This window comes from Streptomyces sp. NPDC012825 (genome assembly GCF_042900925.1).
Classification (GTDB): domain Bacteria; phylum Actinomycetota; class Actinomycetes; order Streptomycetales; family Streptomycetaceae; genus Streptomyces.
The window spans coordinates 39,351-58,738 of record NZ_JBIBBZ010000004.1 but is presented as its reverse complement, the minus strand read 5'-3'; the positions used below and the strand labels follow the sequence as shown (position 1 = coordinate 58,738).

The window sequence follows — 19,388 nt, the reverse complement described above, 5'->3', positions numbered from 1 at the left end:
GGGAAGGCAAAATGGTGCGATGGGCGAGGACAGGAACCGGGAACGGCACAGCACGGCGGTGGAACACCTGCCGCTGTCGGGCGAACCCCTGCCGCTGGACCTGGTGAACACCACGTACATCAGGGGCGGGCTGCGCGGGCAGTTCCTCGACGCGCTCGTCACCCCCGACGACCTCGACGTGTGGCTCGCCGCGCACCGGGAGGCCTTCAGTCCCGGGCTCGGGCCGGCCCTCGCGCGCGCGGCGCCGTCGGAGGCGGCCGACGTGCTGGCCTTCGTGGAGCTCCGGCAGGCGCTGCGCGGAGTGACCCACGCGCTGACCTCGCGGCTCGTTCCGGACCCGGACCACATCGCCGTGGTGAACGCCGCGGCCCGCTCGGCCGCCCGGTGGTCGGAGCTGGGACCGGGCCCGTCCCTGGTCGCGGTGCCGCGATGGCTGGAGGACGATCCCCGCCGGGTCGCGCGGGGAGAGGTGGCGACGGCCGCCGTGGCGCTCTTCTCCGGGGAGTCGGCCGGACGCATCCGGGCGTGTGAGGCGCCGGGGTGCATCCTGTACTTCGTCAAGGTCCACGCGCGTCGCGCCTGGTGTACGGCGGGCTGCGGAAACCGGGTGCGGGTCGCCCGGCACAGCCGCCGCGCGCGCGGCGAGGACGGCTCCGAGCCGAAGGGCCGGCCCGGGTGACGAGCACCCGGGCCGGCCCCGTGTGACGGGAGGGAGGATCAGCCCAGCAGGGTGGCGGCCACCTGGTCGGAGACCTTGTAGCCCAGGGTGAGGGCGGCCTGGTTGTCCCACTCGAAGTGGACACCGATGTACTTGCGGCTGTCGGCCTTCTCCTTGGCGGCGCCGCTCAGGCTGGTGAAGGAGCGCTTGACGCCCTGGGCCAGCGGGTCGTCCGTGCCACCGGTCCAGGACAGGTTGTCGGTGCCGAAGTAGTGGCGCACGATGCCGGCCCAGGCGCTGGCGACACCGGAGTGACCGGAGACGTAGGTCGGGAAGTTCGGGCTGAAGCTGTTGCCCGCGAGGTCCTGCTCCTCAGGCTGCCACGTGGGGTCGGCGACGATGCCCGGGTTGGGAACCTCGTTGGCGCGCTGGATCGCGTCGGCCGGACGCCACACGTCCCAGTCGGTCAGGTACTTGGAGTCCCAGATGGCTATCGCGGCGTCCGCGAGGGCGACCGAGGTGGCGGCGAAGAGCTTGGCGCTCTCGTAGGAGGTGCCGAACGGCCGGTACTTGCGGAAGATCACGGCCGTGTGGTCGTACTGCTGGCCGACCGGCTTGTAGGTGCCGTCCAGGTCGTTGGCCCAGTAGTGCGCGATCTGGGTCTGCTCGGCGGTGCGCGCGGTGGAGTTCTTGCCGCCGATCCGCTTGATCTCGTTGACCTGGTCGGCGTACTGCGGGCTCTTCAGCAGTTCCTGGGCGGAGGAGAAGCCGCCGATGTTGCCGGGGCGGAACTGCGAACCGGACGTGAGGGCGAAGGGCTTGACCTTGCCCCAGTTGGGGGCGCCCGCGGGCTTGCCCACGGCGGGCTGCCAGTGGCCGGGGGCGGTGGTCACCACGTAGGGGGTGGTGTCGGCGGAGCCGTCGTTGGCCCGGTCGGCGATGATCGCCTGGGCGGTCTTGATGCCCAGGAGACGGCCGCGCTCGCGCTGGGTGGAGCTCGCGTTGTTCGGCATCGCGAGCGCCGTCTGCAGCTTGGCGTCGAGGCTGGCGACCGGGTAGGCCGGGAAGGCGTCCTTGAGGGCGGTGTAGGCCGCGTAGTCGATCGCGGTGTTCAGCGCGGCGTACTGGCCGGCCGCCGAGGCGTCCTTGATCAGGTACGGCTTGCCGATGGTGCGGATGGAGTTGACAGCGTCGTAGATCGCCAGGTCCATCATCGCCCCGCCCCGGCTGAGGGGGCCGGGGGTGCCGCCCTTGTGCCGGAACAGGTCCATGAGCGCGTTGTTCCAGTACAGGACGTGGTCGTTGGTGCCACGCGCGTTGTTGAGGGCCTGGGTCTCGGCGGCGGACTCCCCGCCGTCGACCGGCTCGACGGCGGTGGCCTGGGAGGGGGCGAGGGTGGCGAGGGAGGCGAGGGCCACGCCGGCCACGGCGTAGCGGATCGAGGTCCTGCCCTGACGTGCTGTGCGGAACATGAGGTCATCCCTGTCTGTTGGCGCCCTGGCGGTCCTGAAGCGGGTGATGTGCCACGGCGATCACTTCTCGCCACGAAACGTATGGCGCCGAGAAGGCCCTCAACCGGTGGGTTCCCAGATGCCAGCTATCGGGAAGTCCGATGCGCCCGGTTCGGACCACAGGTTCACCGGATGACCATATGGAGCTAACGGGGCCGGTTCTCCCGGACGTTAGGCTGGGCTCATGTGCGGGCCGCCTCTGATCTGGCCTGACGACGGGCGTAGTGACGGGCCACCCGGGCCCGGTTGCCGCATCCGGTCGAACACCACGCGCGGCGGGAGCGCGCGTGGTCGAAGAAGAAGACGCATCCCGGTGCCTCGCACGCCCGCAGCTCCACCCCCGAACCGCCCGAGAGCAGTTCGATCAGGGCGTGCGCGATCTCGACCTGCACCCTCACGAGGGGCGGTGCGGTACAGACGTCCTGGGCGGAGGGCGGGGCGCCGTCGGTCCACAGCAGCTGCGGCCAGGGGCGGCCCACGCTGGACACCCGGTTGACCAGTGCCACGTCCCAGGGGTGCGGCGGACACTGGTGGACCCGGGAGTCGAGCAGACCGCGGGTGGCCTGGCGGAGTGCCGCGAACTGTTCGATGTCGGCGGAGGTGATGGCGTGCAGGGCGTGGCCGGAAAGGGGGGTGGCGATGCGGTCGCCGCAGGCCGTCAGCCACCAGGCCAGCTGCTCGGGCGTGCCGATGCCGTTGCGCAGCTCCCCGCGGACCGGAAGGACCGTGTTGGCGAACTCCAGCGGCAGGGGCTCTCCGTGGATCGGAGGCGCGCCGGCGGGTGCCGGGGCGTGGGTTTCGAGGGACATGCCACTCCTCATGGGGATGGGGACCGGGCGTCGGGGACGGGGGCGGGGAGAGGGGGACTTGTGACTGGAACACGCGCGTGCTTAGATCTTCGAACTAACGTGTGTACGCTGTCTGGATCGTTAGTATGTCAGTGGCCTGGTGGGGGGGCTCCAGGAGGAGCCGAACTGTCGAGGACCGACGACCCTTCGGGGTTCGGCCGGCACACCTCAGAAAGCCGCAGCCGCGCGCACCCAGTTTTATACTAGATATGTTTTGGGGGAAACGTGTCGTTAGATATTGCCCTTTACCAACTCAGAACTTTTCGTGAAGTGGCGCGCCTCGGCAGCTTCACGAAGGCCGCTCGCAGTCTCGGATACGCACAATCGAGCGTGACCTCTCATATCCGCTCCCTGGAATCCCGGGTCGGCATGCAACTGGTGCATCGCCTTCCGCACGGCGTCCGTCTGACGCATTCAGGGGAAATTTTCCAGAAGTACACGCAGAGAATCTTCCACGTGGTCGACGAGATGGCCACCGCCCTCAATCCGTCGGGCGAGACGGAGGGGCGCGCCACGGTCGGCGCCTCCACGCTCCTGCTGGAGTCCCGGATCGGTCCGCTGATACGCGACTGCCGCTACCGGTACCCGAAGGTCCAGGTATCGCCGCGCCAGCTGGCGATCAGCCGGGCCCAGGAAGCGGTGCGCAGCGGCGAGGTCGACCTCGCCCTGGTCCACGGGGAATGCGCTCCCGACGAACTGTCCGGCACGGGCATCGTGGTCGAGCAGCTCCCCGACCTCGAGGTGGTGCCCGTCGGTTCGGCGACGCTCCTCGAATCCCCCGGCTTCCCCTCGGCCCTCGCCTCCCCGCGCGTACTCGCCGTCGACCCCGACTGCGAGTCCCATCACGTGCTGGTCGCGGCGCTGCGACGGGACCACGGCGTCGAGCCGACCGTCATCGAGGCGGGCTCCGTGAGCGGCGCTCGCGAACTCGCCCGCGCCGGCTACGGCATCGCGATGCTGCCCACGGAGGCGGTCGGGCCGTCGGAGGAGGGCAGCGGCCTCGTGGTGCTGCCCGGACTCCCCCACATGCGGCTGAACGTACGGGCCCTGTGGGCGGGGGCGGAATCCACCAGGTCGGCGGTGACCGCGGTCTGCCACGTGGCGGCACGCGTGGGACGCGAGGAGGCCGGCGTGACGGTCTGACCCGCACGCCGCGGGGCCGGTCCGTTTCTTCGGCACGAGGCGGGCGGGGTGGAACACGGATTATTTCCGTGTTCCACCCCGCCCGCCTTTTTCTGTTCTCACCGCCGGCCCGGACGGCCGACCCCCATCGGAAAAACAAATACCCGTCATCGGTTCTTTCGAAGAACTGTTTGGAATGGAGCCGCATAGTATTTGTCGTGGCAAATGAAGATGTCACCGGCGGGTCGGCAGGTCTCGGCACACCGGCAGAGGAGAGGCAAATCTGTGTCCGACATCACTTATATCCCGAACGCGTTTCGCAGCGGTTTCGACCTCGACGGGCTGGAGTGGGTTCCGTGGTCCGAGCCCGGTCGGATCGGTGTGGAGCACCACGTCCTGTGGGCGCCCGACGCGGCCACGGACGAGGACTCGGTCGGTCTGCTGCTGCGCTTCCCCGCGGGCGCGCACGGCGACTTCCACGAGCACCTCGGCTACGAGCTGATGCTGGTCCTCGACGGCGTCCTGGACCACAGCGACGGCATCTCGTACGTCAAGGGTGACCTCGTCGTCGAGGGCCCCGGCACCGAGCACCAGATGTCCAGCCGTACCGGATGCACCGTCCTCGCCATCCGCACCAGGCCCGCCGCCGCCCGCACCCCGCAGAAGCCGGTGCGCCCCGTCGGCGTCACCGCGGCCCCCTGACCGGCGGCGGGGTGGTCCTCATGCCCTGACCGGCCACCCCGCCCGCCCTCCCCTCTCACCTCACCTCGACGGAAACGCATCGATCGGCGTTCCGTCCTTTCCGCCGTGCCGTCACCCGCGTCGAACCGAAAGAGTCCGCCTTGTCCACCCACCGCGTACAGCCACTGCAGAGCCGCTGGCAGGATGCGCCGGCACCCGACACCCGGGGCAGCGAGATCAGCACGGAGATCCGGGGCCACCGGGTCCTCGTCTCCAGCGTCTCCTCCGACTCCCACACCTGGAACCTCGTCTTCCTCCAGCTCCTGCTGGAGGAGATGGGGCACGAGGTGACGAACATCGGCTCGTGTGTGCCCGACGAACTGCTCATCGAAGAGTGCCGGCGCGTCCGGCCCGACCTCGTCGTCATCAGCAGCGTCAACGGACACGGGGCGCTCGACGGCGCCCGCGCCGTACGCCGGCTGCGCGGCGAGCCGGACCTGCGGGACCTGCGCGTCGTCATCGGCGGCAAGCTGGGGGTCACCGGGTCCGAGGCGGGCACCTACGGGCCGGGGCTGCTGGCCGCCGGCTTCGACGCGGTCTTCGAGGACGCGGCCGGGGTCAACGACTTCCGCGACTACCTGGAGCAGACCGCCAGGCCCGCCGTGACCGCTTCGGGTGCCCGATGAACGCCCCGGTGGCGCTGGGCTCGTTCGCGTCCGCGGTCACCGCGGCGCGCCACGCCGGAGAGCTCCTCGTACAGCCCCGCATGGGCTTCGCCGACATACCCCGCATGCGTGAGGGGCTGCACGCCGTCAAACGCGCCCGGGCCCGTACCGTCGGGACGCTCACCATCGACAGCTACACCCGCGTCGGCGACGACGAGTCCGCCCGGCTCGCGCTGGCCGAGGGAACCGACCTGAACGGCTACCCGATCACGGCCCACGGCGCGGACACCACCCGTGAGCTCGTCTCCGGGGTGGTGGGCGGGGACTTCGCGGTCCAGGTGCGGCACGGCTCGGCCAATCCGCTCGGCATCATCCGCGCCCTGCTCGACGCCGGACTCGACGCCACCGAGGGCGGTCCGGTCTCCTACTGCCTGCCGTACAGCAGGACTCCCCTCCCCACCTCGGTCGACGCCTGGGCGCGCAGCTGCGAGCTGCTGGCCTCGCGCCCCGGCACGCACCTGGAGAGCTTCGGCGGCTGCATGCTCGGCCAGCTCTGCCCGCCGGCGCTGCTCGTCGCCCTGTCCGTGCTGGAGGGCGTCTTCTTCCGGCAGCACGGGCTGCGCAGCGTCTCGCTCAGCTACGCCCAGCAGACCCACCACGACCAGGACGTGGAGGCCCTGACGGCGCTGCGCACCCTGGCCGGGGAGTACCTCGCCGGGCTCGACTGGCACGTCGTGCTCTACACCTACATGGGCGTCTTCCCGCGCACCACCGGCGGCGCGCTCGGACTGCTGCGCGACAGTGCCCGGCTGGCCGCGCGCACCGGGACCGAGCGCATGATCGTGAAGACGCCGGCCGAGGCGCACCGGATTCCGACCATCCAGGACAACATCCACGCCCTGGAGGAGGCCTCGCTGGCCGCGGCCGCGCACCGGGGCGAAATCGCCGTGCCGGACGGGGAGTTCGGCGTGCTGGCCGATGCCCGCGCGCTGGTCGAGGCGGTGCTGGAGCTCCATTCGGACGCCGGCCGCGCGCTGACCGAGGCGTTCCGCCGCGGCATCCTCGACGTCCCCTACTGCCTCCACGCCGACAACGCCCAGCGCTCGCGGAGCTACATCGACGGGCGCGGCTCCCTGCAGTGGCACGCCACCGGGTCCATGCCGGTGCGGGCGGTGCCCGCGCCGGACCGCGACCGGCTCAGGGCCGCCGACCTGCTCGGCATGCTGTCGCACACCCAGGAGGCCTTCGACCGGGCCGCGCTGACGAGCGACGGCGAACGCCCCAGGGGCACGGCGGCGCTGTCCGGCTGACCCCCAGCGGGCGGTGACCGTCTCCGGACCGCCCCGTCGGGCCCGCGCCCCGCTTCCGGTGTCCGCGCGTGCCCCCCTCCACCACTCCCACGCCCTCCTTCTTCTCCGGGCGTTCCTCCCACTGCTTAGGAAGCTCCTGTGTCCGCACAGACATCCGATACGCGTCCCCTCGTCATCGCCGTCGTCGGCAGCGGCCCGCGCGGCATCTCGGTCCTGGAGCGGCTCGCCGTCCGGGCGACCGCGGAGGCGAAAGCCGCCGAGGCCACGGCCGGCCGGCCGCCCCGGCCCCTGCGCGTCCACCTGATCGACGCCACCGAGGTCGGTGCCGGCCGGGTGTGGCGCACCGACCAGGACGACTGGTTCACCATGAACACGGTCATCAGCCAGGTGACCATGTACTCCGGAGACCCCGACGGCGGCCCGGCCCGGCCCGGCGCGGGCCCGTCGCTGGGACAGTGGATCGCCGAGCAGACCGCACCGGGCGAGGAGCCGCTGGGGCCCGACGACTACGCCTCCCGGGTCACCTACGGCCACTACCTCGCCGCCGTGTACCGGACCATCGCCGACGCCCTCCCGGACCACGTCGAACTCGCCCCCGTGACCGGCCGGGTCACCGACCTGCGTCCCGGCGACGGCGGCGGCTACCTGCTCACCCTCGACACGGCCCCGCACCTGCTGGAGGCCGACCGGGTCGTCCTGGCCACCGGCCACCCGTTCAACGCCCCGGACGACTTCGAGCGCGACATGCTCGACTTCACCGCCCGCACCCCCGGCACCCGTTACCTGTGCGGCGACTCGGCGGCCGACATGCCGCTGGGCGAGGAGAACATACCGGCCGGCAGCGCGGTGGGGATCAGGGGCATCGGGCTCTCCTTCTACGACGTGATGCTGTCGCTGACCGTGGGCCGCGGCGGCGTCTTCCGGACCCGGGAGAACGGCACCCTGGAGTACCGGCCCAGCGGCCGCGAGCCCCGCATCGTCGTCGGGTCGCGCAGCGGGCTGCCCATCCCGGCGCGGGGACGCAACCAGAAGGAGCCGTCCTACAGCCACAAGGCGCTGTTCCTGACGCGCGACGTGTTGCTGGCGGCCCGGGCGCGGCGCAGTGCCGAGGGCGGCACCGGGCAGCTCGACTTCGCCGAGGACGTCCTGCCGCTGCTGCTCCAGGAGATCCAGCACGTCTACTACCTCACGCACGTGCGCATCGCCCGGGGCCCCGAGGCCGCGGAGGAGTTCGCCGAGCAGCACGCCCGGGCGCTGCGCGCCGGGGAGGACACGGGCCCGCTGCTCGTGGAGTCGGGTCTCGCCCACGTGCCGCCCGTCGACCTCGACGCGCTCGCCCGCCCGTTCGGCGAGGACCGCTTCGAGTCGTCGGAGGAGTTCCGCCGGCAGCTGCTGAAGGTGATGGACGAGGACCTCGCGGCCGCCGCGCTCGGCACGGTGGACGGGCCGCTCAAGTCGGCCCTGGACGTGCTGCGGGACATCCGCAACATGGTCCGCGAGGCGGTCGACTTCGGCGGTCTGCTGCCCGAGTCGCACACCGAGTTCTTCCACCGCCGCTTCCTGCCGGTCAACGCCCTGCTGTCGGCAGGGCCGCCGATGTACCGGGTCGAGCAGCTGCGGACGCTGATCCAGCAGGGCGTGGTCGAGGTGACCGGCCCCGGCAGCCGCTTCGGGGCCGACGAGTCGGCCGGCGCCTTCCGCGTGGAGTCGCCGCAGGTCAAGGGTTCGGCGCGGCTGGTCCACACGCTGATCGACGCCCGCATTCCCACGCCCGACCTGCGGCGCGACACCTCTCCGCTGACCCGCCGCCTCCTGGAGGAGGGGATGATCCGGGAGTACGTGATCGAGGGTCCGGGCGGCAGCAGGCACGTCACCGGCGGCCTGGAGGTGACCGGCAGCCCCTTCCACGTGGTGGACGCCACGGGCGCGGCGCAGCCCGATCTGTACGCCCTCGGCATCCCCACCGAGCACACCCGCTGGTTCACCCAGGTCGGCAGCAGCCGGCCCGGCGTCGCCACGCTCTTCTACCGTGACGCCGACGCGATCGCGGCGGACGTCCTGCGTCCCCTGCCCGCGCCGGTGCCCGCCGCCGCTTCCGTCCCCGCCCAGGCACGTGCCGAGGAGCTGCCCGGCATGGCGGCCGCCCGTCCCGGGGGTGCGGCGTGACGCGCCCTTCGGCGACGGAGGAGTTCCGGGCGGCCAGGGACGTGCTGCTGCTGCACCGCGAGGACCTGGCCAAGGCGGTGGCGGAGTTCCGCTGGCCGCGCCCGGAGGAGTTCAACTGGGCGCTGGACTGGTTCGACACGCTGGCGGCCGGGCCGGACCGGGCCGCGCTGCGCCTCGTCGGTGAGGGTTCCGCGGACACCGACCGGGTGCTGACCTTCGGGGACCTGACCCGGCGCTCGAACCAGGTCGCGAACTGGCTGCGGTCCCTCGGGGTGCGCCGCGGGGACCCGCTGCTGCTGATGCTGGGGAACCGGGCGGAGGTGTGGGAGACGATGCTCGCCGCCGTCAAGCTGGGCGCGGTCGTCATCCCGACGTACACGACGGCGACCGCCAGGGAGCTCGCGGACCGGCTGGAGCGGGGCAGGGCGCGGTTCGTCGTGTCCGAGGCGGGACTGACCGGGCGGTTCGACGAGGTGGAGGGGGACGGGCCCCGGGGCTGGACGGGCATCAGCGTGGGCGGCGAGGCGGCGGGATGGCTGCCGTACACGCGGTCCCTGGAGGCGGCCGCCGACTTCACCGCGGACGGGCCGACCCGTGCGGACGACCCGCTGTTCCGGTACTTCACCTCGGGGACGACCTCCAGGCCGAAGATGGTGGAGCACACCCACGTCAGTTACCCCGTGGGGCACCTGTCCGGGATGTACTGGAACGGCGTCAGGCCGGGCGACGTGCACCTGAACATCTCCGCCCCCGGCTGGGCCAAGCACTCCTGGAGCTCCTTCTTCGTCCCCTGGAACGCGGAGGCGACGGTCGTCGCCGTCGACGCCGCGCGCAGCACCCCGGCGGACGTCCTCGACATCCTGCGCACGCGCGGAGTGTCGACGTTCTGCGCCCCTCCGACCGTGTGGCGCGGCATGGCGGCGCACGGTCTGGGGCCCAGGCCGGCCCTGCTGCGCGAAGCCGTCGCGGCGGGCGAGGCGCTGGAGCCCTCCCTGATCGAACTAGTCCGCGCGCAGTGGGGTCTGGACCTGCGCGACGGGTACGGACAGACGGAGACCACGGGGCAGATCGGCAATCCCCCCGGCCGCACCCCCCTCGGGGGCAGCATGGGCTTCGCGCTTCCCGGCTACCGGGCCGTCCTGCTCGATCCGGAGACCGGCGAGGAGGTCCCCGACGGCTCCGTGGGAGAGATCTGCCTGGACCTGACGGACCCTCCGCTGGGCCTGATGCGCGGATACGTGGACGACGCGGAGCGTACGGCGAAGGCCCTGGCCGGCGGTTACTACCACACCGGTGATCTGGCGGTCCGCGCCACGGACGGCTCCTTCACGTATCTGTCGCGCGCCGACGACATGTTCAAGTCGTTCGACCACCGGATCTCGCCCCGCGAGCTGGAGGACGTGCTGCTGCGGGACGCGGCGGTGGTGGACGCGGCGGTCGTCCCGGTCCCCCACCCGGTCGGCCTGTGGGCGCCCAAGGCCTTCGTGGTGCCCGCTCCCGGCCACCCGGCGGGCCCGGACACCGCGGAGCGGGTGCTGGCGCGGGTCCGCGCCGAGCTGCCGCCCGAGAAGTGGGTCCGGGTGCTGGAGTTCACGCCCTCCCTGCCCCGCACCACCTCGGGCAAGGTCCGCCGGGCCGAGCTGAGGGAGCGGGGCGCGGGCGACGTGGAGTTCCACGTCGACCCGCCGCCCGCGGACTGACGGTCCCCGCGGGGTCGTGCCGTACGGAAGAAGGTCTGGCCCTGGCGGTCAGGCCTTCTTTCGGCGTGCGTAGTGGCGCTGTGCCTTCACCCGGTTCCCGCAGCCGGCCATCGAGCACCAACGACGCGTGCCGTTCTTGGACACGTCGTAGAAGTGCAGGACGCACTCGGGGTTGCCGCACGGCCGGATCCGCTCCGGCCGTTCCGCGAGCAGCCGCAGGTAGTCCTCGGCCGCCCGCCACCCGGGCAGCCAGGAGGGGTTGCGCACTTCGACGAAGGTGTCGGGTCCGTCGGAGCGCAGCAGGTGCCCCCTGCGGCCGTGCGCGAGTACGGCGTTGAGGGCCTCGACCGCGTCGGGATCGGGGTTCCGGGGGTTCACGACCGCCCTGTCGAGGGCCGCGCGCGCCCGGAGCAGCCGCTCCAGGGTGTCGTGGTCCGCCGTGGCCGGCGGGTCACCGAGCGCCTGGCGCACCAGGGGGGCGGCGAGCCAGGTCGCCAGTCCGTCGAGCGAGTCCAGCAGGTCGTGGTAGCCGGCGGCGTCGATCCAGCGCGTGTTGAGCAGGTCGATGCCGAGCGGCTCGTCGGTCAGAGGGCGGGGGTCGGCCCCCGGAGTCGGTGGCACGGTGCGACGTCCTTCCTTCGTGGTATGGGCTGGTTCACCCTCCCACCATAACTGCTCATCCGTTGATCAACGGTTGACACTCTTGGTTTCTAACCCCTAAAGTTCTTTTCAGTGGTTGCGAGACGAACTCGCGACGATGAGTGAAGGCATGTGATGGACCATGGCTAAGGCGAAGACCCTGCAGACCGGTCACGTGGGAGTGAACGTCACCGACCTCGACCGTTCCCTCGCCTTCTACCGCGCCGTCTTCGACTTCGAGGTGGTGGCGGAGGGCAAGGAGGACGACCGTCGCTGGGCGTTCCTCGGCCGGGACAACCGGATGCTGGTGGCGCTGTGGCAGCAGAGCACGGGCTCGTTCCCCACCGACCGGCCGGGCCTGCACCACCTGTCGTTCCAGGTGGAGAACGTGGACGAGGTGAAGGCCACCGAGCAGGTGCTGCGCGAGCTGGGCGCCGAGTTCAACTACGACGGCGTCGTCCCCCACGGCGAGAACGGCACGTCCGGCGGCATCTTCTTCACCGACCCCGACGGCATCCGGCTGGAGATCTACGCGCCCACGGGCGCCGACCCGGCCGACGCCCCGACCCCCGGCGCCCCCACCTGCGGCTTCTTCTAGGAAGCCCCGCGTCTGTCCGGGCGCCGGAGACCGGGACAGGCCCGGCGCCCGGACAGACCGTCGAACGAAACCGCACGCTCGGAAAGGACATGTCGTGGCCACCTATCACAGCGGCGAGATCGCGGTGCAGGAGCGCGCCGGCCTCGCCCGGCAGGCGGACTTCTCCCTCGGTGGCATCGGAGAGAGCATTCCGTCCGTGGCGAAGGACTTCCTCGCCGAGCAGCCGCTGATCGTACTGGGCGGCACCGACCCGGAAGGCCGCCTCTGGGCCACCCAGCTGACGGGCGAGCCGGGATTCCTCAAGGTTCCCGACCCCCGCACCCTGGTGGTCGAGGCCCTGCCCCTGCCGGCCGATCCGCTGGCCGGGGTCCTGACCGGCGGTTCGGGCGCCCGGATCGGGATGATCGCCATCGAGCCGGCCACCCGGCGCCGGATGCGCATCAACGGGCGGGCCCACCGGCAGGGCGACGGCCTGCGCGTCGATCTCGACCAGGTGATCGCCAACTGCCCCAAGTACCTCCAGAAGAGGGACCACAGCAGGATCGGTCCGGGCGAGGGCGGGGCCCCGGCCCCCGTCGCCACCGACGGCACGGAACTGAGTCCGGCCCAGCAGCGCGCGGTGCGCGCGGCCGACACCTTCTTCGTCGCCACCGCCTCCGACCGCGGCGACGCGGACGCCTCCCACCGCGGCGGCAACCCCGGCTTCGTCCAGGTCCTCTCCCCCACGCTGCTGCGCTGGCCCGACTACGTCGGCAACGCCATGTTCCTGACCCTGGGCAACCTGCTGCTCAACTCGTCGGCGGGCCTCCTCGTCCCGGACTGGGAGACGGGCACCACCCTCCATCTGTCCGGCGCCGCGCGCACCGTGTGGGACGCCGAGGAGATCGCCAAGGTGCCCGGCGCGCAGCGCCTGGTCGAGTTCTCCGTCGAAGCCGTACGGGAGATCACCGCCGCCTCGCCGCTGCGGTGGAGCAGCCCCGGTTACTCGCGCTTCAACCCCGCGGTCGCCTGACCCACGGGCGCACCGCACGCACCGACGACCATCACGGCACCCCTACGGAGCGACCATGCAGATCACCGTGGACATGAACCTGTGCGAGAGCCACGGGCAGTGCGTCTTCGCGGCGCCGGAGATCTTCTCCTTCGACGACGACGACTACCTCGTGTACGAGGCCGCCCCGTCCGACGCGCTGCTCGACAAGGCCGAGAAGGCCGCGGCCGTCTGCCCCGTGCGCGCCATCACCGTCCTGCCGGCCGCCTCGTGACCACCGGCGACCAGCACGGGCTGGTGATCGTCGGCGCCTCGCTCGCCGGACTGCGGGCCGCGCAGACCCTGCGCGAGCGGGGTTTCACCGGCACCGTGACCCTCGTGGGCGACGAACCGCACATGCCCTACGACCGGCCGCCGCTGTCGAAGCGCGTCCTGACCGACGCCGACCGGCCGCCCGGGGTCGAACTGCCCGTACCGGACGGGCTGGAGGCCCGCTGGCTGCTCGGGCGGGCGGCGGTGGGGCTGGACCCCGCCGCGAGGACCGTCACCCTCTCCGACGGCACGCGGCTGCCCTACGACGGGCTGCTCATCGCCACCGGATCGGCCGCCCGCGGCTGGCCGGCCACCCAGCCTCCGCCGCCGGCCGGCGTCGTCACCCTGCGCGGCCGGGACGACGCGCTGGCCCTGCGGGCCGGACTGGACTCGGCGGAGCGGCTCGTGGTCATCGGCGCCGGCTTCCTCGGCGGTGAGATCGCCGCGGGCGCGCGGGAGCGCGGACTGGACGTCACGCTCGTCGAGGCGGCGGCCCAGCCCCTCGAACGGGCCATCGGCACCACCGCGGGCACCTATGTCGCCGCCCTCCACCGCCAGGCCGGCATCGACCTGAGGACCGGCACCTCGGTCGAGGGCTTCGTCGCCGGGCCCGACGGGCGCCTCACCGGCGTCCGCCTCTCCGACGGCACCGCGGTCACGGCCGATCTGGCGGTCCTGGCGCTCGGCGGGGTGCCCGCGACCGGCTGGCTGGCCGGCTCCGGCGTCGCCCACGACGGCGGCGTCCACTGCGACCCCTGCCTGCGCGTCCTGCGCGCCGACGGTTCGGTCGTGCCCGGTGTGGTGGCGGCCGGCGACGTGGCGCGCGTACCCCAGCCGCTGGCCGACGGCGAGCCCCTGGCGCTCGGCCACTGGACCAACGCCGTCGAGCAGGGCGCGGCCGCCGCCGACACGCTCCTCGCCGAGCGGGGACACGGAGGGACGCCCACGCCGTTCACGGCCGTGCCGTCCTTCTGGTCGGACCTGCACGGCGCGAAGATCCGCTCGGTGGGCCTGCCGTCCGCCGCGGACGAGGCGCGGATCGTGGAGTACGACCTGCCCGGCCGGCGGCTGGAGGTCGGCTACCACCGCGCGGGCCGGCTGGTCGGGGCGCTGACCGTCGGACGGACGGGCCGGCTCGCGTCGTACCGCCGTGCGCTGGAGGAGAGTCTGGCCCCCGCGACGGCGGCGGAAGCCCCGGCCGCCGTCTGAGAACCGGCCGCCGCCCGAAGGCCGACGGCCGTCCGAAAGCCGAGCGGAGCGGACCGTATCGACATCCCCCGGGTACGGTCCCGCTCCGCTCATTTTCTCTTTTTCCACCGTGATCCACCGCCCCTTCGGGGGCTTTTTCATTTCCCGGGACGATGGCGCCCGGGGGCCCGGCGGCCGACGTCCGGAAAGCAGGGCGGGAAAAGACCGGAAAACAAAAAAAGCTCCGCCGCGTCCTTGTCGGACGCGGCGGAACCGGTGGTGAGGGAGATCAGTTGAAGTTGCAGTACTTGGGGGCCTCGCGCTCGTAGCGCAGCGGGGTGCCCTTGGGCTTGAGGTAGGTGAGGTGGAGCTCCACCGGCTCGGTGCCCTCGTTCACGCCGTTCAGCGGGACGTTGCCCTGCTTGATGAAGGAGCTGCCCGCGGGGAAGACCTCCTCGGTGCAGTCGGCGTTCTTGCGGACGATCGTCCCCTTCTGCACGGTGAGAACCACCAGGCCGGGGTGGACGTGCCAGCCGGTGTCGCCGCCGGGCTGGATGGTCAGCGTCTGCTCCACGACGTCCGTGACGTCTCTCACCCGGAGGTCGTGCGGCGTGCCGAACCGGCCCTCGGCGGTGGTGACCGCGGTCAGGTCGTGGGCCGGGCTGGCCGTGGCGACGGACGCGACGCCGGCCAGGGCGACCGCGGCGGCGGCGGTCGCCAGAATCCCACTACGGCGCGACAGAGCAATCTTCTTCATTCTCGTCCCCTTCTTGGGCATCCGCCGAACGGACGCCGGTGATCAATTCTTGCAGCTGCAGAAAGAATTCTAGAAATGGAATGGGGTCACCCACAAGAGTTGACCCCATTCGCCTGTCCGATGGGGCAATTCGGGAATCGAATACCGGGCGTGATTCAGGGGCGGCGCAGAAGGGACCGGCCGGTGTCCGGCTGGACGCTCCACCCCTGGTCGGCGAGTTGCTGTGCCGTGGTCAGGACCGCCGCCTGATCGACCAGGAGCTCGACACGGCCGCTGCGGTCGCCGGGCGAGTGGTCGATCGACACCTCCTCCACGTTGACGCCGCTGCCCGCGACGGTCGCCAGCAGCCGGGCCAGCTCGCCCGGCCGGTCGCCGATGAGGACGCGCACCGGTGCGGTGTGCGAGGGCTTCCGCCCGTGCTTGCTGGGCACCTGCGCCCGTCCCCTGCCGCCGCGGCGGAGCAGGTCGACGAGGTGGGCGGCGCCGTCCGTCCCTCCGACGGTGCCGTCGGCGGTGGCGAGGGCGCGCAGGGCGGCCACGGCGAGGAGGAGGTCGTCGGCGAGGCCGGCCAGCACGTCGGCCACGGCCGGGGCGTTGTGCGCCAGGATGTCGGCCCACAGCTCCGGGTCGCCGCCCGCGATACGGGTGACGTCGCGCAGTCCCTGGCCGGCGAGACGTGCCGCGTCGTGCGGCATGTGCTCGAGTCGCGCCGCCATCAGGGCGGCGACCGCGTGGGGGGCGTGGGAGACCAGCGCGACCGCGCGGTCGTGGGACTCGCTGTCCATGACGACCGGGATCGCCCCGCACAGGGCCACCACCTCCAGCGCGCGGTTCAGGGTGGCCGTGGTGGTGGCCGGGGTCGGCGTCAGGACCCAGCTCCGCCCTTCGAAGAGCGAGGCGGACGCGGCGAGCGGGCCGGACAGCTCCCGGCCCGCCATGGGGTGGCCGCCGATGAAGTTCACCGGATCGGCCAGGGACCGGACGTCGCGCACCGGTCGTCCCTTGACGCTGGCCACATCGGTGTAGACGTGGGCCAGGGCCCGTGTCTGCTGGGCGGCGAGCACGTCGCCGACCGTGCTGGGCGGCACCGCCAGTACGGCGATGTCGACGGTCTCCGTGGGGGCGTCCACCGTGCCGGCGCCGAGCGCGGCGGCCGTGCGGACCGCCGACTCGTCGATGTCGAGGAGGTGGACGGCGACGCCGCTGCGGCTGAGGGCGAGCGCGATCGACGTACCGATGAGGCCGGTGCCCACGACCGCCGCCGTGTGCATCACGACTCCTCGAGCAGGTCGGGCTGTTCGGCGACGATCTCGTCCCACAGCAGCTGGAAGCTGAACCGGCCGAGCTGCTCGTCCCCGAAGCCCAGCCCCGCGGCCACCGCCTGCTCGTGCGTCAGCGTCTCGGGAGTGCCGGCCGCCCGGGCGAGCAGCTGGACCTGGGCGCAGCTGTCGTAGGTGAAGAACCAGTGCACGGCCTCCTCCAGCGAGCCGCCGACCGTGATCAGTCCGTGGTGGCGGAGCAGGATGGCGCGGTTGTCGCCCAGCTCGCGGGCGATGTCCTCGCCCTGTTCCAGGGAGACGGAGGGCCCTTCGTACGCTCCGTACAGCACCTGCCGTCCGTAGAAGGCGGCGGATTCCTGGTCGATGGGCTCCAGCAGCCGGCCCAGCGCGCCCAGGGCGCGGGAGTGCGCGGTGTGGCCGTGGGCGGCGGCCGTCGCTCCGGGGTGGAGTTCGTGGATCCGGGAGTGGATGACGAACGCGCTGGGGTTGACCCGGTGCCGGCCCTCGACGACCCGGCCGGTGGAGTCCACGCAGATCAGGTCGGCCACCTTGACGTGCTTGAAGGACACGCCGAAGGGGTTGACCCAGAACCGGTCGTGGTGCTCGGGGTCCCGGACCGAGATGTGGCCGGAGATGCCTTCGCCGAACCCGTACTTGCCGAACAGGCGCAGGGCCGCGGCGAGGCGCTGCTTGCGGTGGCGGCGGGCCTCGTCCATGGTGGCGAACTCGGCGTCGCCGGGGATGGGCAGGCCGGTCGCGGTGTCCGCGAGGAACGCGGCGCGGGACGTGGTCGTGTCGCTGATCGTGGTCATGACGACTCCGTTTCTCCGTGCTCGGTCATGGCTGGGCGGGCAGCAGCGCGCCCTGGGGCCGGGCGGTGTTCCCGGTCTCGGCGTGCCGCAGGATGGCGTCGACGATGTCCACGCTCCGGTCGACCAGGGACGGGACTCCGAAGGTGAAGAACAGCGTCCCGGCGGCGATGGTGCCGAGCCCGTACAGGCGGGGGTCCGGTACGCCGTCGGTGACGAACCGGCTCGTCGCCCTCTCCACGTGCAGCCCGCCGTGCGGGTGCGGGCTCACGGCGCGGTCGCCCGTGAGGGCGGTCACCAGGGACAGGGCCCGTACGGGGATGCGGTCCCCGGTGGCGCCGACCGCGTTGACCACGGTCTGCGCGTGGAGGACCGTCCCGTCCGTGACGACGGCGTCGAAGCCGCCTCCGGGGTGCTGTTCGACCGTGCGCAGACCCGCGCGGATCTCCAGCCGGCCCGCGTCGACGAGGGCGAGCAGCCGGGCCGCGCTGTCCGGCGGCATGGGGCAGCACAGGCTCATGACGGTGCGGTAGTGGGAGCGCAGGATCCGTGTCCGGTCCCGCTCCCCCAGCAGCGGCCACACGTCGGGGCCGATGTCGGGGACCGCGCGCTGGAGGACGCGCAGTCCCGGGTCGGGCGAGTCGACGGCGGCGAACTGGCGCCGCAGGCGTTCGACCGGGGCCTCCCTGTCGAGGCCGGTGATCTCCTCGTACAGCACGTCGAGGTCCGCGCCGGCCTCCCGGGCCTCTCGTCCGACGATCTCCACCAGCTCCCGCAGGGCGATCCGCGGCTTCCGGCGGCCGAGTTCCCTCATGCGCTCCGGGGTGAGGTGGCGCGGCTCGAAGGGGAGGGGCCGCTGCCGTACACCGGGCAGGGCGCCCCGCCGGGACAGCAGGCTGATGGGCCCCCGGTGCTCCTGCGCCACGAGGGAGAGCACGGTGTCGACCGCCGTCAGGCCGCTGCCGATGACGGCCACGTGGTCGTCCGGGTCCACGGCCGGGAGCACCTGTGCGACGGGGTAGGGATCGGCGATGAAGCCCGGTGCGCCGGTGAGCCCGTACACGTCCTTGGGGCCGTCGCCGCCCACGCAGAGCACGACGTAGTCGAAGGCGTCGGCGTCGCCGTGCTCCGTGCCCAGCAGCACCTGGCCGGCGGTCCGTCGCGCCGTGGTGACGGCGGCGCCGATGATGTCGACGCGCCAGCCCCGTCGGCGCAGTTCGGCCAGGGCCGCGTAGGCCGTCTGCTCCAGGTACTCGCCGTAGACGGTGCGCGGGGCGAACCGCACTCCGGAGAAGGCGTCGGGGGCGTGGCCGCCGCCGATGAGGCGCTCCCGGCCGTCCAGCCAGCGCTCGAAGTGGCCGGGGTCACCGGCGCGCACCGACATGTCGTCGGCCGTCGCGTTGACCTTGATGCACTCGCTGTCGACCTGATAGGCGCGCCCCCGCCAGAGGCGGGGCGACGGCTCGAAAACCGTCACGGTTCCCGGTCCGCCTTTCGCCTGGGCCAGTGCGTCTATCAGGCAGACCGCGGACGCGCCGCCACCGATCACACCGATCGATATTCCAGCCATGGGTCACCTGTCACCGGTCGTCGGGGCGGCGATCCGGTGAAAACCGCCGTGCAGGAAAATGAGCGGCGAGAAGGAATTGGGCGCCGAATTGCGGGCCGAATTCCGTACGCCGAGGTCGACGACCTCGCCGATGACGAGGTCGTGGTCGCCGGCCGCCACGTGGTTCCGGTAGCGGCACTCCAGCCAGGCCCCGGAGTCGAGCAGCAGGGCGCCGGTGGACGGGCCCGGTTCGGCGGGGAGGCCGTCCAGCGCCCGCCTGCGCTCCTCCTCGGGACGGGCGAAGATCCTGGCCAGGTCCTCCGAGTCGGCGTCCAGTACGGAGACGGCCCACAGCCGGGAGGCCATCAGGTCGGCGAGGAAGCCGGATCCGCGGCGCAGGCTCAGTGACACCAGGGGCGGTTCCAGCGAGAGGGAGGTCAACGAGTTGACGGTGAGCGCGTTGTGCCGGCGCCCGTCCGGCAGGTCGACGAAGGTGCTCACCACGCACACGCCGGTGGCGAATCGGCGCATGACGGAACGCAGGTCTTTCTCCGCCGTGGTTGTTGCCGTAGGTGTTGCGGATATCTCGCCCGTCATGATTTCC

The 19,388-nt window shown here is 72.2% G+C and carries 19 protein-coding genes and 1 pseudogene; 12 read left to right on the top strand and 8 right to left on the bottom strand.

Going from position 1 to position 19,388, the window contains the following annotated elements:
• Nucleotides 1-19: 19 nt before the first annotated feature.
• Nucleotides 20-679, top strand: coding sequence for a CGNR zinc finger domain-containing protein (locus tag ACFY7E_RS11855; RefSeq protein WP_389483494.1), 660 nt, complete (start codon nucleotides 20-22; stop codon nucleotides 677-679).
• Nucleotides 680-717: 38 nt separating this feature from the next.
• On the opposite strand, the gene ACFY7E_RS11850 is transcribed toward ACFY7E_RS11855, so the two are convergent.
• Nucleotides 718-2,130, bottom strand: coding sequence for a vanadium-dependent haloperoxidase (locus ACFY7E_RS11850; protein ID WP_389483492.1), 1,413 nt, complete (start codon nucleotides 2,128-2,130; stop codon nucleotides 718-720).
• A gap of 221 nt (nucleotides 2,131-2,351) precedes the next feature.
• Nucleotides 2,352-2,978 (bottom strand): CGNR zinc finger domain-containing protein, encoded by a 627-nt coding sequence (locus tag ACFY7E_RS11845; RefSeq protein WP_389483490.1) that lies wholly within the window; start codon nucleotides 2,976-2,978, stop codon nucleotides 2,352-2,354.
• A gap of 264 nt (nucleotides 2,979-3,242) precedes the next feature.
• Between ACFY7E_RS11845 and ACFY7E_RS11840 the strand changes: the two are divergent.
• From ACFY7E_RS11840 to ACFY7E_RS11810, 7 genes and pseudogenes are all read left to right on the top strand, one after another.
• Nucleotides 3,243-3,428, top strand: a pseudogene (locus tag ACFY7E_RS11840) (LysR family transcriptional regulator); the annotation flags it as partial.
• Between the two features lie 45 nt (nucleotides 3,429-3,473).
• Entirely contained in the window at nucleotides 3,474-4,160 is a 687-nt protein-coding gene (locus ACFY7E_RS11835) for a substrate-binding domain-containing protein (RefSeq protein ID WP_389484188.1), read from the top strand.
• A 264-nt stretch (nucleotides 4,161-4,424) separates the two neighbouring features.
• A complete protein-coding gene (locus ACFY7E_RS11830; RefSeq protein ID WP_383445931.1) occupies nucleotides 4,425-4,841 on the top strand; it encodes a cupin domain-containing protein in 417 nt (138 codons plus the stop codon).
• 140 nt (nucleotides 4,842-4,981) lie between these two features.
• Entirely contained in the window at nucleotides 4,982-5,506 is a 525-nt protein-coding gene (locus tag ACFY7E_RS11825; RefSeq protein WP_383445934.1) for a cobalamin B12-binding domain-containing protein, read from the top strand.
• Nucleotides 5,503-6,795 carry a methylaspartate mutase gene (locus ACFY7E_RS11820; protein ID WP_389483487.1) on the top strand — a complete coding sequence of 431 codons (1,293 nt, stop codon included), beginning with the start codon at nucleotides 5,503-5,505 and terminating at the stop codon, nucleotides 6,793-6,795. The genes ACFY7E_RS11825 and ACFY7E_RS11820 overlap by 4 nt, the downstream gene beginning before the upstream one ends.
• 138 nt (nucleotides 6,796-6,933) lie before the next feature.
• On the top strand, nucleotides 6,934-8,961 hold the full coding sequence (locus ACFY7E_RS11815; RefSeq protein WP_389483484.1) for an FAD/NAD(P)-binding protein: 2,028 nt from the start codon (nucleotides 6,934-6,936) through the stop codon (nucleotides 8,959-8,961).
• On the top strand, nucleotides 8,958-10,661 hold the full coding sequence (locus ACFY7E_RS11810) for an AMP-binding protein (RefSeq protein WP_389483481.1): 1,704 nt from the start codon (nucleotides 8,958-8,960) through the stop codon (nucleotides 10,659-10,661). The genes ACFY7E_RS11815 and ACFY7E_RS11810 overlap by 4 nt, the downstream gene beginning before the upstream one ends.
• 48 nt (nucleotides 10,662-10,709) lie before the next feature.
• Here ACFY7E_RS11810 and ACFY7E_RS11805 read toward each other — a convergent pair whose 3' ends face one another.
• On the bottom strand, nucleotides 10,710-11,282 hold the full coding sequence (locus ACFY7E_RS11805) for a CGNR zinc finger domain-containing protein (protein WP_389483479.1): 573 nt from the start codon (nucleotides 11,280-11,282) through the stop codon (nucleotides 10,710-10,712).
• 160 nt (nucleotides 11,283-11,442) lie between these two features.
• Here ACFY7E_RS11805 and ACFY7E_RS11800 point away from each other — a divergent pair, with 160 nt between their 5' ends.
• From ACFY7E_RS11800 to ACFY7E_RS11785, 4 genes are all read left to right on the top strand, one after another.
• Nucleotides 11,443-11,898 carry a VOC family protein gene (locus tag ACFY7E_RS11800; RefSeq protein ID WP_383445948.1) on the top strand — a complete coding sequence of 152 codons (456 nt, stop codon included), beginning with the start codon at nucleotides 11,443-11,445 and terminating at the stop codon, nucleotides 11,896-11,898.
• A 94-nt stretch (nucleotides 11,899-11,992) separates the two neighbouring features.
• Nucleotides 11,993-12,910, top strand: a complete 918-nt coding sequence (locus ACFY7E_RS11795) for a pyridoxamine 5'-phosphate oxidase family protein (RefSeq protein ID WP_389483477.1) — start codon at nucleotides 11,993-11,995, stop codon at nucleotides 12,908-12,910.
• A gap of 55 nt (nucleotides 12,911-12,965) precedes the next feature.
• Nucleotides 12,966-13,163: a ferredoxin gene (locus tag ACFY7E_RS11790; RefSeq protein WP_383445954.1), complete on the top strand. Its 198-nt coding sequence runs from the start codon at nucleotides 12,966-12,968 to the stop codon at nucleotides 13,161-13,163.
• Nucleotides 13,160-14,410 (top strand): NAD(P)/FAD-dependent oxidoreductase, encoded by a 1,251-nt coding sequence (locus tag ACFY7E_RS11785; RefSeq protein WP_389483474.1) that lies wholly within the window; start codon nucleotides 13,160-13,162, stop codon nucleotides 14,408-14,410. The genes ACFY7E_RS11790 and ACFY7E_RS11785 overlap by 4 nt, the downstream gene beginning before the upstream one ends.
• Before the next feature lie 268 nt (nucleotides 14,411-14,678).
• On the opposite strand, the gene ACFY7E_RS11780 is transcribed toward ACFY7E_RS11785, so the two are convergent.
• The 5 genes from ACFY7E_RS11780 to ACFY7E_RS11760 all read right to left on the bottom strand — a co-directional run bounded on the left by ACFY7E_RS11780 (nucleotide 14,679) and on the right by ACFY7E_RS11760 (nucleotide 19,315).
• On the bottom strand, nucleotides 14,679-15,146 hold the full coding sequence (locus tag ACFY7E_RS11780; RefSeq protein WP_389483471.1) for a cupin domain-containing protein: 468 nt from the start codon (nucleotides 15,144-15,146) through the stop codon (nucleotides 14,679-14,681).
• A gap of 155 nt (nucleotides 15,147-15,301) precedes the next feature.
• Complete coding sequence (locus tag ACFY7E_RS11775) at nucleotides 15,302-16,417, bottom strand: prephenate dehydrogenase (RefSeq protein WP_389483469.1); 1,116 nt, start codon at nucleotides 16,415-16,417, stop codon at nucleotides 15,302-15,304.
• Nucleotides 16,417-17,238, bottom strand: a complete 822-nt coding sequence (locus tag ACFY7E_RS11770) for a class II aldolase/adducin family protein (protein WP_383445624.1) — start codon at nucleotides 17,236-17,238, stop codon at nucleotides 16,417-16,419. Before ACFY7E_RS11770 ends, ACFY7E_RS11775 begins: the two co-directional genes overlap by 1 nt.
• A 25-nt stretch (nucleotides 17,239-17,263) precedes the next feature.
• Nucleotides 17,264-18,805, bottom strand: coding sequence for an FAD/NAD(P)-binding protein (locus ACFY7E_RS11765; protein WP_389483467.1), 1,542 nt, complete (start codon nucleotides 18,803-18,805; stop codon nucleotides 17,264-17,266).
• Nucleotides 18,806-18,808: 3 nt separating this feature from the next.
• Complete coding sequence (locus ACFY7E_RS11760) at nucleotides 18,809-19,315, bottom strand: flavin reductase family protein (protein WP_389483465.1); 507 nt, start codon at nucleotides 19,313-19,315, stop codon at nucleotides 18,809-18,811.
• Nucleotides 19,316-19,388 lie beyond the last annotated feature (73 nt).

What these genes read in the sequence shown, in the direction of transcription:
- ACFY7E_RS11780 (WP_389483471.1), bottom strand. Translation starts at nt 15,146, where the DNA reads ATGAAGAAGATTGCTCTGTCGCGCCGTAGTGGGATTCTGGCGACCGCC.
- ACFY7E_RS11765 (WP_389483467.1), bottom strand. Translation starts at nt 18,805, where the DNA reads ATGGCTGGAATATCGATCGGTGTGATCGGTGGCGGCGCGTCCGCGGTC.
- ACFY7E_RS11800 (WP_383445948.1), top strand. Translation starts at nt 11,443, where the DNA reads ATGGCTAAGGCGAAGACCCTGCAGACCGGTCACGTGGGAGTGAACGTC.
- ACFY7E_RS11850 (WP_389483492.1), bottom strand. Translation starts at nt 2,130, where the DNA reads ATGTTCCGCACAGCACGTCAGGGCAGGACCTCGATCCGCTACGCCGTG.
- ACFY7E_RS11770 (WP_383445624.1), bottom strand. Translation starts at nt 17,238, where the DNA reads ATGACCACGATCAGCGACACGACCACGTCCCGCGCCGCGTTCCTCGCG.
- ACFY7E_RS11845 (WP_389483490.1), bottom strand. Translation starts at nt 2,978, where the DNA reads ATGTCCCTCGAAACCCACGCCCCGGCACCCGCCGGCGCGCCTCCGATC.
- ACFY7E_RS11790 (WP_383445954.1), top strand. Translation starts at nt 12,966, where the DNA reads ATGCAGATCACCGTGGACATGAACCTGTGCGAGAGCCACGGGCAGTGC.
- ACFY7E_RS11775 (WP_389483469.1), bottom strand. Translation starts at nt 16,417, where the DNA reads ATGCACACGGCGGCGGTCGTGGGCACCGGCCTCATCGGTACGTCGATC.
- ACFY7E_RS11760 (WP_389483465.1), bottom strand. Translation starts at nt 19,315, where the DNA reads ATGCGCCGATTCGCCACCGGCGTGTGCGTGGTGAGCACCTTCGTCGAC.
- ACFY7E_RS11855 (WP_389483494.1), top strand. Translation starts at nt 20, where the DNA reads ATGGGCGAGGACAGGAACCGGGAACGGCACAGCACGGCGGTGGAACAC.
- ACFY7E_RS11820 (WP_389483487.1), top strand. Translation starts at nt 5,503, where the DNA reads ATGAACGCCCCGGTGGCGCTGGGCTCGTTCGCGTCCGCGGTCACCGCG.